The sequence below is a fragment of the Streptomyces viridochromogenes genome, assembly GCF_001270495.1.
In the GTDB taxonomy this organism is placed as follows: Bacteria; Actinomycetota; Actinomycetes; order Streptomycetales; family Streptomycetaceae; genus Streptomyces; species Streptomyces viridochromogenes_A.
In genome coordinates this window covers 78324-91584 of record NZ_LGUR01000198.1, presented here as the reverse complement: position 1 = coordinate 91584, position 13261 = coordinate 78324, and the positions used below count along the sequence as shown (strand labels likewise).

Genomic DNA, 13261 nt, shown 5'->3' with positions numbered 1-13261 from the left:
GCTCGGGGCCGGGGCCCGGGGCGGGGCTGGGCTTGGGGGTGGCCGGCCTTTCGGCGGGCTTCTTGCGGGGCCGCCCCGCGGGGTCCTGGCCGGCGGCCTGGGCGGGGAGGTCGACCGGAGTGCGGGGCGTGCCGCCGGAGAGGCCTCCAGGCAGGGCCAGGAGGCGGGTACGGGACGCGGGGACGGCCGGCTTGGCAGGCGTGGCCCGGCGGGTGGCGCCGGGCGCGAGACGGGCTTGTACGTCCCGGAGGAGGGCGACCGCGACGGGGTTGCCGCGCAGGGTCCGGAGGGCGGTGAGGTCGTCGGGGTCGGGGTGGTACCCGGCGCCCAGGGCCTCCTCGAGGAGCGCGAGGTAGCCGGCCGCGGTGCCGGGGAGGGCGGCGCGGTAGCGGGCGAGGTCGGCCACCAGGAAGGCACGCAGCCGGGCACCCTCGCGCATCGCCTCGTCGAGGGACTCGGCGAGCCGGAGGCAGGCGCGGACCTCCTCGGGCGAGGCGGGGCTGGGGTGAAGGGCGAGGGCGAGAGCGCGGCGGAGCACACGCAGCTCCTCCGCACCGAACGCCATGGCGCCGCGGGATCCGTATGGCGTGGGCATGCGGCGACGATACGCGCTAATCAGACAAACGCGACGTAGGGCGCGGGTGTGGCGTGGGGTGCCACTCGGGTGGGGGTGCGCGTGCCTCCGGCGGTGGGACGGGGATGCCTGCGGCGGCCCATGCCGGGTGGGTGGGGGTTCGCGTAGCGCCGATCCCCCACCCACCCGCAGGACTTTCGCTTCCTGGGCAGACGCGGTCGCTCTCGGCGCCGGTCCATGCACTTCCAGCCCGTCCGGCGTTTGAGGGCGAGGCCCCTCCAGGGCCGAAATCGGGGGGTCCGGGGGCCGCAGGCTCCCAGGTGGCCCGCGTCGACGCCGGGCGCCTTGAAGCCGACGGCCTCAGTGCGCGGCCCAACCGGCGGGGTCACATGCGGGAGACGTTGCGTTCGTAGACCAGGCGGAGGCCGATCAGGGTCAGCCATGGCTCGTGTTCGTCGATGACCGAGGATTCGCCGAGGACCATGGGGGCCAGACCGCCCGTGGCGATGACCGTGACCTCCTCGGGGTCGTCGGCCAGTTCGCGGGCCATGCGGTTGACGACGCCGTCGACCTGGCCCGCGAAGCCGTAGATGATGCCGGACTGCATGGCCTCGACCGTGTTCTTGCCGATGACGCTGCGCGGGCGGGCCACCTCGATCTTGCGGAGCTGGGCGCCGCGGACGCCGAGGGCCTCGACGGAGATCTCGATGCCGGGGGCGATGACGCCGCCGATGTACTCACCGCGCGCGCTCACCGCGTCGAACGTCGTCGCCGTACCGAAGTCGACGACGATCGCCGGGCCGCCGTAGAGGTCGACGGCCGCCACCGCGTTGATGATGCGGTCGGCGCCGACCTCCTTGGGGTTGTCCGTGAGGATCGGTACGCCGGTCTTCACGCCCGGTTCGACGAGGACGGCGGGGACGTCGCCGTAGTAGCGGCGGGTCACCTCGCGGAGTTCGTGAAGGACGGAGGGCACCGTGGCGCAGATGGCGATTCCGTCGATGCCGTCGCCCAGCTCGTCGCCGAGGAGCGGGTGCATGCCCATCAGGCCCTGGAGGAGGACCGCCAGTTCGTCGGCGGTGCGGCGGGCGTCCGTCGAGATGCGCCAGTGCTCGACGATGTCCTCGCCGTCGAACAGGCCGAGGACGGTGTGCGTGTTGCCTACGTCGATCGTGAGGAGCATGCCGGTTCCTACTCCGCCGCTCGCAGGTCCAGGCCGATGTCCAGGATCGGCGAGGAGTGGGTGAGGGCCCCTACGGCCAGGTAGTCGACGCCCGTGTCCGCGTAGGCCCTGGCGTTGGCGAGGGTCAGGCGGCCCGAGGCTTCGAGGGCCGCCCGGCCGTGCACGATCGCGACCGCCTCCTCGCACTCGCCCGGCGTGAAGTTGTCCAGGAGGATCAGGTCCGCGCCCGCGTCCACGACCTCGCGGAGCTGGTGGAGGGTGTCGACCTCGACCTCGATGGGGAGGTCGGGGAAGGCTTCGCGGACCGCCTTGAAGGCCTGTGCCACGCCGCCCGCGGCCACCACGTGGTTGTCCTTCACCAGGGCCGCGTCCGAGAGGGACATGCGGTGGTTCACTCCGCCGCCGCAGCGCACCGCGTACTTCTCCAGCGCGCGCAGGCCCGGCGTCGTCTTGCGGGTGTCGCGGACCCTCGCCTTGGTGCCTTCCAGTACGTCCGCCCACGCGCGCGTGGCCGTCGCGATGCCCGAGAGGCGGCAGAGGATGTTCAGCGCGCTGCGCTCGGCGGTGAGGAGGTCGCGGGTGCGGGTGGTGACGGAGAGGAGCTTCTGGCCCTCCCGCACCTTGTCCCCGTCCTCCACGTGCCGCTCCACCTCGAACTCGTCCTCGCAGACGATCGAGACCACTGCTTCGGCGACCCTGAGGCCCGCCACCACGCCCGCCTCGCGCGCGACGAAGTCGGCGGTGGCGGTCGACTCCTCGGGGATCGTCGCGACGGTCGTCACGTCCACGCCGTGGGCGAGATCCTCTTGGATGGCCACGTTGGCGATGTCCTCGATCTCGACCGGGTCGAGGCCCGCGTCGGCCAGGAGCTGGGCGAGCGCGGGGTCGAGGCCGCACTCCAGGTATTCCTCGCCGGCACCGCAGGCGCAGTCGTCGCCGCAGCCGCCGCTCGAGGCGAGGGGAAGGTCGGGGGTGGTCACTTCTGTCACTGCTCCTGGGGCCGGGTCGGGGGGAAGTCTGCGGTGTCTGTGGTGTGCACGGCCAGTGTGCGGTCCGGGTTCAGGCGTACGACGATGTGGCGGCGCCAGGTGGTGTCGTCGCGGTCGGGGCTGTCCTCGCGCCAATGGCAGCCCCGGGTTTCCTCGCGCTGCCGAGCGGCGGCCACCAGGACTCGGGCCACGCACAGGAGGTTGGTGGCCTCCCAGGTGTCGACGCCCGGCTCGGCCGTCTTGCCGTTCTCGGTGAGGGCGTCCCGGGCCTCGGTGTGCAGCTTCTGGATCTGCTCGGCGGCCGTGGCGAGGGAGTTCGCGGAGCGCAGGACTCCGGCGCCGTTCGTCATGATCCGCTGGATCGTGAAACGGGCCTCGGGCGCGAGCAGGGGGTGCTCGGGGGTCTCGGGGTAGGGCACCGGGTGCGGCACGCGTGCGTGGAGGCCGTTCGCCGCGCGGGCGGCCGCGATGTCGGCCACGATGCGCTCGGCGTAGACCAGCCCTTCGAGGAGTGAGTTGGAGGCCAGGCGGTTGGCGCCGTGCACACCCGTGCAGGCGACCTCGCCGCACGCGTACAGGCCGGGGACGGTCGTACGGCCGTGGGAGTCGGTGCGCACGCCGCCGGAGGCGTAGTGGGCCGCCGGGGCGATCGGGATGGGGGCGGTGACCGGGTCGATGCCGTGGGCACGGCAGGCGGCGAGGATCGTCGGGAAGCGGTGCTCCCACATGTCGGCGCCGAAGTGGCGGGCGTCGAGGAACATGTGCTCGGCGTCCTGCTCCTGCATGCGGCGCATGATGCCCTTGGCGACGATGTCCCGGGGGGCGAGTTCGGCGAGTTCGTGCTGCCCCAGCATGAAGCGCACGCCGTCGGCGTCGACCAGGTGGGCGCCCTCGCCGCGTACCGCCTCGGAGACCAGGGGCTGCTGGCCCTCCGCGTCCGCGCCGAGGAACAGGACGGTGGGGTGGAACTGGACGAACTCCAGGTCGCTCACCTCGGCGCCCGCGCGCAGGGCGAGGGCCACTCCGTCGCCCGTGGACACGGACGGGTTCGTGGTCGCCGAGAAGACCTGGCCCATGCCGCCGGTCGCGAGGACCACCGCGGGGGCGTGGACCGCCCCTACGCCGTCGTGCTGGCCCTCGCCCATGACGTGCAGGGTGACGCCCGCCGTACGGCCCTCGGCGTCCGTCAGGAGGTCCAGGACGAGCGCGTTCTCGATCGCGCGCAGGCCACGCGCGCGTACCGCCTCGACCAGGGCGCGGGAGATCTCCGCGCCGGTCGCGTCGCCGCCGGCGTGGGCGATGCGGCGGCGGTGGTGGCCGCCCTCGCGGGTGAGTTCCAGGCCGCCTTCCTCGGACTCGTCGAAGTGGGCGCCGGTCTCGATGAGGCGGCGTACGGCGTCGGGCCCCTCGGTGACGAGGATGCGGACCGCGCCCTCGTCGCACAGGCCCGCGCCCGCGACGAGGGTGTCGTCGAGGTGCTGTTCGGGGGTGTCGCCCTCGCCGAGGGCGGCGGCGATGCCGCCCTGCGCCCAGCGGGTGGAGCCGTCGTCGAGGCGGGCCTTGGTGACGACGACGGTCGTCAGGCCGGCGGCCTCGCAGCGCAGGGCGGCGGTGAGGCCGGCGACGCCGGAGCCGACGACGACGACGTCCGCGGAGATGGACCACCCGGGCGCGGGCGCGTGCAGTCGTATGCCTGTGCTGGTCACGAGGCGGCTCCGAAGGTGAGGGGAATGTTGTCGATCAGCCGGGTCGTCCCGACCCGGGCGGCGACGGCGAGGACGGCCTCGCCGGTGAAGTCGTCCCCGATCTCGGTGAAGTCGGAGGGGTCGACGAGGGCGAGGTAGTCCAGTTCGAGCGGCGGGTCCATACGGGCGGCCTCGTCGAGGACCAGGCGGGCGGCGGCGCGGACGGCCGCCGGGGCGCCGGGCACCGCCTTGGCCACGGCGTGCGCGTCGGCCGCCGCGCGGGACTCCCCTATGGCGCTGAGCGCTTCCGCACGCGCGCGGCTGGCGGGCACTTCGCGGGCCCGCGCGCGCAGCGCTTCCTGCGCCGCGTGCCGGTCGCAGCCGGCGAACAGCGACTGGGACAGGGCCAGTGCCGTGCGCCGTTCCTTGGGCGCCAGGTAGCGGTTGCGGCTGGACAGCGCGAGGCCGTCCTCCTCGCGCACGGTGGGGACGCCGACGATCTCGACGCCGAAGTTCAGGTCGCGCACCATGCGGCGGATCAGGGCGAGCTGCTGGGCGTCCTTCTGGCCGTACAGGGCGACGTCGGGGCGGGTGAGGTGGAGCAGCTTGGCGACGACGGTGAGCATGCCGTCGAAGTGGCCGGGGCGGGAGCCGCCTTCGAGGCGCTCGCCCATGGGGCCGGCGCTGATGCGGACCTGGGGTTCGCCGCCGGGGTAGACCTCGTCGACCGAGGGGGCGAACACGGCGTCGGCGCCCGCCTGTTCGGCGATCTTGAGGTCGGCGTCCAGGGTGCGCGGGTAGCGGTCGAGGTCCTCGCCCTTGCCGAACTGCAGGGGGTTCACGAAGACGGTGACGACGACCTCGCCCTCCGGTCCGGCGATGGTGCGCGCGGTGCGGATCAGGGTGGCGTGGCCCTCGTGCAGGGCGCCCATGGTCATCACGACGGCGCGGCGGCCGGTACGCGTGCGTGCGTGCAGTTCGCCGGCGGTGCGCAGCAGGGTGGTGGTCATCGGGCCTCTCCCTCGGCGCCGTCGGTCCCATGGGCGAGTACCCCGAGAAGGTCCTCGGCGAGCTCCGGCTTCAGCAGGCCGTGCGCGAGCGCCCGGTCGGCGGTCGCGCGCGCCATCGCGAGATAGCCGGCGACGGTCTGCGGGGCGTGCCGCCGCAGCTCGGTCACGTGCGCGGCGACGGTGCCCGCGTCCCCGCGCGCGACGGGGCCGGTCAGGGCGGCGTCGCCGGAGCGCAGGGCGTTGTCGAGGGCGGCGCCGAGCAGCGGGCCGAGCATCCGGTCGGGGGCCGCGACGCCCGCCTCGCGCAGCAGCTCCATGGACTGGGCGACGAGCGTGACCAGGTGGTTGGCGCCCAGCGCGAGCGCCGCGTGGTACAGCGGGCGCATGTCCTCGGCGATCCACTCCGGTTCGCCGCCCATCTCGATGACGAGGGCCTCGGCGGCCAGCCGCAGTTCCTCGGGCGCGGTGACGCCGAAGGAGCAGCCGGCCAGGCGCTGGACGTCCACGGGCGTGCCGGTGAAGGTCATGGCCGGGTGCAGGGCCAGCGGCAGGGCGCCGGCGCGCAGGGCGGGGTCCAGGACCTTCGTGCCGTATCGCCCGGAGGTGTGCACCATCAGCTGTCCCGGCCGTACGGCCCCGGTGTCGGCCAGGCCCTCGACCAGCCCGGGCAGGGCGTCGTCCGGGACGGTCAGCAGCACCAGTTCGGCACGCGCGAGGACTTCGGCGGGCGGCACGAGCGGCACGTCGGGGAGCAGCTGCGCGGCCCGCCGCCGGGAGGTGTCGGAAACCCCGGAGACGGCCACGGGGCGGTGCCCGGCGAGCTGGAGGGACGCGGCGAGCGCGGGGCCCACACGGCCGGCGCCGACGACACCGACGGTGAGCCGCGCGGGGCGGTCCCTGGGATCTGGCTGTTGGCTTGTACTCACTCGACGGCGGCCTTCCCGTTCCAGTCCGCTCTGGGTACCGGACGATTTCTCGTCATGTTAACGCGATTGGCTTGAGGGGCGTCCGGTTGTCCACAGGCTGTGGGTTATCGCACGCCGCGCACACGAAGGGCGGGCGCGGCCTCTTCACCGCGTGCGGACGGGAAGTTGCGGCGGCCGAAAATACGGGTGCTCGCGCGCGTGGCCGCACGGCATGATCCCGCGCATGAGCGATACGGCGGAACAGCCCGGGCGACACGACGAGCGGTCCGAGGAGCCCGAGGAGTCCGAGCCCTTGTCGGACGCCGAGCAACGCAAGCGACGCCGGGAGCGGCGCATAGCCGCCTATCGGGGCGCGCGACGGGTTCTCGCGCGCCCCGGATACTTCGGCACCCTCCGCGAGCGCCTGGCGCTGCTGGACGAGGCGCGTGCGCTGGATCTGTACGACCTGGACGAGCTGGCGGACCTCTATGGCAACGGCGTCGTCGGCGCCCTGGAGGAGAAGGTCGCGGGGCTGCTCGGCCAGGAGGCAGCCGCCTTCTTCCCGACGGGCACCATGGCCCAGCAGGTCGCCCTGCGCTGCTGGGCGGGCCGCACCGGCAACCCGACCATCGCCCTGCACGCACTGGCCCACCCCGAGGTCCATGAACGCGACGCCTTCAGCCAGGTCAGCGGTCTGCGCCCGGTCCAGGTGACGAGCGCGCCCCGGCTGCCGACCGCCGACGAGGTGCGTGGCTTCGGCGAGCCGTTCGGGACGCTGATGCTCGAACTGCCCCTCAGGGACGCCGGTTTCGTGCTGCCCTCCTGGGAGGAACTCACCCAGGTCGTCGAAGCGGCGCGGGAGCGCGACGCGGTGGTGCACTTCGACGGCGCACGCCTGTGGGAGTCCACCGTCCACTTCGGCCGCCCGCTGGAGGACATCGCGGGGCTGGCGGACAGCGTGTACGTGTCGTTCTACAAGTCCCTCGACGGCTTCGGCGGCGCGGTACTCGCCGGACCACAGACGCTGGTGGACGAGGCGAGGGCCTGGCGGCACCGCTACGGCGGCATGGTCTACCAGCAGTTCCCCACCGCGCTGTCGGCGCTCGCCGGGCTGGAGCGGGAGCTGCCCCGGCTGCCCGAGTACGTGGCCCACGCGCGCGTGGTGGCCGCCGCGCTGCGCGACGGCTTCGCGGCGGCCGGGGTGCCGTGGGCGCGGATCCACCCCGAGCCGCCGCACACGAACGAGTTCCAGGTCTGGCTGCCGTACGACACCGGCGTCCTCAGCGAGGCCGCGCTCCGCCAGGCGGAGGAGACGAAGACCGTCCTGTTCGGCCACCCCTGGGACGCCAAGGCCCCGGGCCTGGCCTGCACCGAGGTCTCCGTGCGTGCCGCCGGCCTGGAGTGGACGGCGGACGACGTGAGGACGGCGGTCGCGCAGTTCGTGGCCCTGCTGACCGAGGAGGTCGGCGAGTAGGAGGTCAGCAAGCGGAACGCGGCCGCGGACGCAGCCACCGGCCCAGGGCCTGCCGTATGCGCCCACGGGCCGGGCGCTCCGCCAGGACGGCGCGGAAGTGCCGCTCGTCACGCCACTCGCGCACGACCTGCCAGTCGTGGGCGCCCGGCGCCGGAGGGGCGGACTCCCCGAGCTGCCGGGCACGGTAGACGTCGAGGAGGTGGTACTGCGTGACGCTCATGGTGGATCGCCTCTCGGGACGTAGGAGACATGACGTAGGTAGGGGTCGGGCTCCGCGGCTGCCCCGGTGGTCCCAGGCTGCGCCGGGGGTGGCGGTCACGTCGCGTCGATTGACGGCCGCCGTCAATCCACGGCCGCGTTGTCAGTGGCGGGGTGCACCATGAGGACATGAGCGTGACCATCGACATCGCGGGGCTGCGGCCGGAGAGGCTCGCCGTCGTGCCCTCGCCCCTGGCCGAGCTCGGCATGGCGCTGCACGCGCTGTCCGAGCCGGGGCACCACCCCGGCCTCCAGGGCTGGGTGACGGGCGTGACGGCCCGGCTGGACTCACACCTGGCCGACCGGATGTGCGAGGCCGACTTCCTGTGGCGGTCGACGTTCTCCGACCTCTTCCTGCCCTTCGCCGGCATCCCGGGCCGCAGCACCCTCCCGGGCGCGACCCTGGCAGAGGAGCTGGACCAGCTGGACAAGCTGACGGACGAGCAGTTCGTGGACGCGGCCCTGGAGTTCACCTGCGCCCTGCCGTACAGCACGCGCGGGGCCGACGCGCTCTCGGACGCGGAGGTGCGGCGACGCGCGCTCGACCTCGCCGCCGCGCGCGGGCCGCGGCAGATGCGGTTCAGCGAGCGGCTGCTGTTCGATCCGCCGCGGATCCGGGCCTGGCTGCGGCAGTTCCTCCAGGACTGCGACGAGGCGTTCTTCGCGGAGACCTGGTCCCGGCTGCGCCACCAGCTCGCGACGGACGCCCGCCACAAGACGGACCTCCTGCGGCGCAAGGGCCTCGGGGAAGCACTGGCCGCGGTGTCCCCGGCGGTGACCCTCGACGAGGGCGCCGCGCGGATCACGATCGACAAGCTGGGCGAGGGCCACACGACCGTGGGCGACGGCGGCCTCCTCCTCGTCCCGACGAGCCTGGGCTGGCCGCACCTGATGGTCCTGCACCGCTACGCCTGGCAGCCGGTGCTGCACTACCCGGTCGGCTCCCCCGAGCTCGCCGCCCCGCCCACGCTCGAGCAGCTGGCCCTGCGGATGACCGCGCTCTCCCACCCCGTACGGATGCGCATCTGCCGCAACCTCGCCCGCAGCGCGTACACCACCGGCGAACTGGCGCAGGTGCACGGCATGACGGCGCCGGAGATATCCAGGCACCTGGGCGTGCTGAAGAAGGCGGGCCTGATCACCACACGCCGCCGCGGGCGGTACGTCCTGCACCAGCTGGACGTGACGATGGTGGCCCGGTTGGGCAGCGACTTCCTGGAGGGTGTCCTGCGCTGAGCGTCCCGATTCAGTCGAACCGGATGTGCCTGATCCCGACGCCCGCCTGGCGCAGCCGCGTCCGCAGCGCGCCCTCGTTGTTGGGCCGGAGCTTCAGCCCGGCCAGGACGGCGATCCGGTCCGCGGTCTTCGGCACGGTCGAGTGGTCGGTCCACAGATGCTCGGCGAACTCCGGCTCGCTCAACCGCTCCAGACAGTGGTCGAGCTGCTGCACGGCCCAGCTCTCCCGGCGCAGCCCGGAGTTCTTCCCGGCGAGGAACTGCGCGAGGTGCCCCAAGCCTCGCTCACGCAGCCGTTTCAGGACGGTGTCACGCTCGGCGAGGAGCGTGAAGTGCCGTACGTCATGGCCGAGTTCGCGCAGCCGGCCGACCGTCTCGGCGAAGTAGTCGGAGTTCGTGACCGTCATGGGGGCGATCACCACACCGTCGTGCTTGGCGAGGGCGAGGTCGAGAACCTCGACGACGCCCTGCCGCCAGGACGTCAGGTCCTGGAAGTCTCCGCGCAGTTCCGCCGGGAGCATGCGCCGCAGGCCGAAGCCGGGGTGCTCGGGGTCGCAGATGACGCTGCCGGACAGACGGCGCTGGATCTCGTGTGCGGTCTGTGTCTTGCCGCCCCCGAAGGGGCCGTTGATCCACAGGAGCATGCGCAGACCCTAGTGGCCCCCGGTCACACCCGTGTCACGCGCCCTGCCCGTCCACCGGCTCAACCGTCTCCGCCGGTTCGACCGTGCCCCCGGCTCAACCGTGCCTCCGGCTCAACCATGTCCGCCGGCCCGCACCAGCCCCGTCTCGTAGGCCAGGACCACGACCTGTACCCGGTCGCGCAGCCCCAGCTTGGTCAGGATGCGGCCGACGTGGGTCTTCACCGTCGCCTCGGACAGGACCAGCCGGGCCGCGATCTCGCCGTTGGACAGGCCCTGGGCGACGAGCACCATGACCTCGCGCTCGCGGTCGGTGAGCCGCTCCAGCTCCTTGCGCTGGGGCTCCTTGCCGGTGGAGGGCAGCATGGGCGCGAACCGGTCCAGCAGGCGCCGGGTCGTCGACGGGGCCACCACCGCGTCGCCGCTGTGCACCGCGCGGATGGCCGCGAGGAGTTCACCGGGCGGTACGTCCTTGAGCATGAAGCCGGAGGCGCCCGCCTTCAGCCCGGAGAAGGCGTACTCGTCGAGGTCGAAGGTGGTCAGGATCAGCACCTTGGGCGGGTCGGGCTCCGAGCAGATGCGGCGGGTGGTCTCCACACCGTCCAGCTTCGGCATGCGCACGTCCATCAGCACGACGTCGACGGGGGTCGCGCGCAGCACCTGAAGGGCCTCGACGCCGTCGCCAGCCTCGGCGACGACCTCCATGTCCGGCTGGGCGGCGAGCACCATCCGGAACCCGGTGCGCAGCAGCACCTGGTCGTCGACGAGCATCACGCGGATCGCCATCGGGTCCTCTTCCGTGTCTTCCGTATCCGTCTATCGGGCCGTTGCCCGTCTACAGGGCCGTTGTCACGCCGTTACAGGTGTCAACGAAGGGCATGCGCAGGCGTCAGTGTGCTGGTTTGAGCGGCAGCAGCGCACTGATGCGGAATCCTCCGCCCGGGCGTGGCCCCGCGTCCAGGGTGCCGCCGACCATGCCGACCCGCTCACGCATGCCGATCAGGCCGTGCCCCTCGCCGTCGGCGCCACCATCCTCGTACAGCTCGTGCGGGGCGCCCTTGCCGTCGTCCTCGACGAGCAGGCCGAGACCGTCGTCGAAGTAGACCAGGCGCACGCTCGCGCCCGCGTTCGGCCCGCCGTGCTTGCGGGTGTTGGTGAGCGCCTCCTGCACGATGCGGTACGCCGTCAGCTCGACACCGCTGGGCAGCGGGCGCGGGGTGCCCTCGATCTTGAAGTCGACCGGCAGGCCGGAGGTGCGGCACTGCTGGACGAGGTCGTCGATCTGCTCGACGTCGGGCTGCGGGACGTACTCGCCGCCCTCCTGGTGCTCGCCGGTGCGCAGCACGCCGAGCAGGCGGCGCATCTCGGCGAGGGCCTGGCGGCCGGTGGAGGAGATGGTCTCCAGGGCCTTCTTGGCCTGGTCGGGGGCCGCGTCGAGGACGTAGGCGGCGCCGTCGGCCTGCACCACCATCACGGAGACGTTGTGCGCGACCACGTCGTGCAGCTCACGCGCGATCCGGGCGCGTTCGGCGGCGACCGCGACCTTGGACTGCGCCTCGCGCTCCTTTTCGAGCCGGGTCGCGCGCTCCTCCAGCTGCTCGTAGTAGGCGCGGCGGGTGCGGATGGAGTCGCCGAGCACCCAGGCGAGGGCGAAGGGCACCGACGTGAAGATCATCACGGCCGCTGTGCCCAGGACGCTGGAATCCTGCTCCGGCCAGCGCAACTGCGCCAACGGTGCCGCGCACAGCCCGACGGCCAGTGCGAGCCGGGAGGCCCAGCGGGCGCCGGTCGCGGCCACGGTGTAGACGATCACCAGGAAGGCGAAGTTGGCCGCCGTCGTCGCCACGTCCAGCGCCAGCTGGGCCAGCCCGACGGCGATGGCCAACAGCAGCATCTTCTCCGGCATGCGCCGGCGCAACGCGATGACCAGGCACAACAGCAGGATGACCGGGACGATGACCGCCTCGGAGCGGGTGCCCGGAGGATTCTGCCAGCCCTCCTCGCGGACGGTCGCGGTCAGCACAGAGATCCCGAACAGGAAGACGGCCCAGAAGCCGTCGACCCCGGTCGGGTGCCTGCGGAGGAAGTCATAGAGGCGCTGCACGTAACCCAGCGTAGGGAAGCGAGATGCGTGCAGGGGTCAACCGGAGGGCCGATCCGCGTCCCCCGCACGTACTCCGGAAGGTGGAGGCTGCGTTCCCCTGTGCGCTTAGCCTGGCGCGGTGACAGCAGAGGCGACGGGCGAGTGGCACGGGTGGCGCGGGTGGCGGGCAGCGACGGAAACCGCTCTCTACGGGCCGGGGGGCTTCTATCGCCGCCCCGAGGGCCCGGTCGGCCATTTCCGTACGTCCGTCCACGCCTCGCCCCTCTTCGCCGGTGCCGTGGCCCGGCTGCTGTGCCGGGTCGACGAGGTTCTGGGCCGGCCCGCCTCGCTCGACTTCGTCGACATGGCGGCGGGGCGGGGCGAGCTGGTCACCGGCGTACTGGCCGCCCTGCCCGCCGACGTGGCGGCACGCACGCGTGCCTACGCCGTCGAGATCGCCGACCGCCCGGCACCCCTCGATCACCGGATCGAGTGGCTGCCGGAACCGCCGCGGCGGATCACGGGAGTGCTGTTCGCCAACGAGTGGCTGGACAACGTCCCGCTGGAGGTCGCGGAAGTGGACCCGGCGGGCGTGGCACGCCTGGTGCTCGTACGGCGGGACGGGACCGAGCTCCTCGGGGAGCCGGTCGCCGGTGCGGAGGCGGACTGGCTCGCACGGTGGTGGCCGCTGGGGGGCGCGGCGGGGGCGCGGGCCGAGATCGGGCTGCCTCGGGACGAGGCCTGGGCCGCGGTGGTCGGGGCGTTGGACCGGGGGCTCGCGGTCGCCGTGGACTACGCGCACACGGCGCGCGCACGGCCGCCCTTCGGGACGCTCACCGGCTTCCGCCAGGGGCGCGAGACAGCACCCGTGCCGGACGGCTCCTGCGACATCACGGCGCACGTGGCGCTGGACGCGTGCGCGGCGGCGGGCTCGCTGCCCGGCACGCGCCTGTTGTCCCAACGCGAGGCCCTGCGCGCCCTGGGCCTCACCGGCGCACGCCCCTCGCTCCAGCTGGCCTCCACCCGACCGGCCGAGTACGTACGCGCCCTCGCGGCCGCGGGCGAAGCAGCCGAGCTCACCGCCATGGGCGGACTCGGGGACTTCGGGTGGCTGGTGCAGCCGGTTGGGATTCCGGACGTACTGGCGGACTGAGCGGTCGAGTCGGTAGGAATTCCGGACGGACCCCTGGAGCGCGCCCTGGGCCGAACCCCTGCCCCTCGCCG

General features: G+C 73.2%; 13 protein-coding genes. 3 read left to right on the top strand and 10 right to left on the bottom strand.

The features are described from left to right. From ADK36_RS21915 to ADK36_RS21890, 6 genes are all read right to left on the bottom strand, one after another. Nucleotides 1–565: hypothetical protein (locus ADK36_RS21915; RefSeq protein WP_053198712.1), on the bottom strand; the 565-nt coding region annotated here is incomplete at its 3' end. A gap of 394 nt (nucleotides 566–959) precedes the next feature. Continuing rightward, nucleotides 960–1757: a type III pantothenate kinase gene (locus ADK36_RS21910; RefSeq protein WP_048586150.1), complete on the bottom strand. Its 798-nt coding sequence runs from the start codon at nucleotides 1755–1757 to the stop codon at nucleotides 960–962. Between the two features lie 8 nt (nucleotides 1758–1765). Further along, complete coding sequence (gene nadC, locus ADK36_RS21905) at nucleotides 1766–2737, bottom strand: carboxylating nicotinate-nucleotide diphosphorylase (RefSeq protein ID WP_053198710.1); 972 nt, start codon at nucleotides 2735–2737, stop codon at nucleotides 1766–1768. Nucleotides 2738–2742: 5 nt separating this feature from the next. Continuing rightward, nucleotides 2743–4452 (bottom strand): L-aspartate oxidase, encoded by a 1710-nt coding sequence (locus ADK36_RS21900; RefSeq protein WP_048586148.1) that lies wholly within the window; start codon nucleotides 4450–4452, stop codon nucleotides 2743–2745. Next, a complete protein-coding gene (gene panC / locus ADK36_RS21895; protein ID WP_048586147.1) occupies nucleotides 4449–5441 on the bottom strand; it encodes a pantoate--beta-alanine ligase in 993 nt (330 codons plus the stop codon). Before panC ends, ADK36_RS21900 begins: the two co-directional genes overlap by 4 nt. Further along, a complete protein-coding gene (locus ADK36_RS21890) occupies nucleotides 5438–6367 on the bottom strand; it encodes a Rossmann-like and DUF2520 domain-containing protein (RefSeq protein WP_048586146.1) in 930 nt (309 codons plus the stop codon). Before ADK36_RS21890 ends, panC begins: the two co-directional genes overlap by 4 nt. A gap of 223 nt (nucleotides 6368–6590) precedes the next feature. On the opposite strand from ADK36_RS21890, the gene ADK36_RS21885 reads away from it, so the two are divergent. Beyond that, nucleotides 6591–7820, top strand: coding sequence for a threonine aldolase family protein (locus ADK36_RS21885; RefSeq protein ID WP_053198708.1), 1230 nt, complete (start codon nucleotides 6591–6593; stop codon nucleotides 7818–7820). Nucleotides 7821–7824: 4 nt separating this feature from the next. Here the strand turns inward: ADK36_RS21885 and ADK36_RS48050 are convergent, their stop codons facing one another. Continuing rightward, nucleotides 7825–8040, bottom strand: a complete 216-nt coding sequence (locus ADK36_RS48050) for a hypothetical protein (protein WP_048586144.1) — start codon at nucleotides 8038–8040, stop codon at nucleotides 7825–7827. Nucleotides 8041–8207: 167 nt separating this feature from the next. On the opposite strand from ADK36_RS48050, the gene ADK36_RS21875 reads away from it, so the two are divergent. Then, on the top strand, nucleotides 8208–9314 hold the full coding sequence (locus ADK36_RS21875) for a DUF5937 family protein (protein ID WP_053198706.1): 1107 nt from the start codon (nucleotides 8208–8210) through the stop codon (nucleotides 9312–9314). A gap of 10 nt (nucleotides 9315–9324) precedes the next feature. Here ADK36_RS21875 and ADK36_RS21870 read toward each other — a convergent pair whose 3' ends face one another. From ADK36_RS21870 to ADK36_RS21860, 3 genes are all read right to left on the bottom strand, one after another. After that, nucleotides 9325–9957 carry an AAA family ATPase gene (locus ADK36_RS21870; protein ID WP_048586142.1) on the bottom strand — a complete coding sequence of 211 codons (633 nt, stop codon included), beginning with the start codon at nucleotides 9955–9957 and terminating at the stop codon, nucleotides 9325–9327. A 111-nt stretch (nucleotides 9958–10068) separates the two neighbouring features. Then, on the bottom strand, nucleotides 10069–10740 hold the full coding sequence (locus tag ADK36_RS21865) for a response regulator transcription factor (RefSeq protein ID WP_048586141.1): 672 nt from the start codon (nucleotides 10738–10740) through the stop codon (nucleotides 10069–10071). 103 nt (nucleotides 10741–10843) lie between these two features. Continuing rightward, nucleotides 10844–12058: a sensor histidine kinase gene (locus ADK36_RS21860; protein ID WP_048586140.1), complete on the bottom strand. Its 1215-nt coding sequence runs from the start codon at nucleotides 12056–12058 to the stop codon at nucleotides 10844–10846. Between the two features lie 118 nt (nucleotides 12059–12176). On the opposite strand from ADK36_RS21860, the gene ADK36_RS21855 reads away from it, so the two are divergent. After that, entirely contained in the window at nucleotides 12177–13190 is a 1014-nt protein-coding gene (locus ADK36_RS21855) for an SAM-dependent methyltransferase (RefSeq protein ID WP_053198704.1), read from the top strand. The last annotated feature ends 71 nt before the right edge of the window (nucleotides 13191–13261 follow it).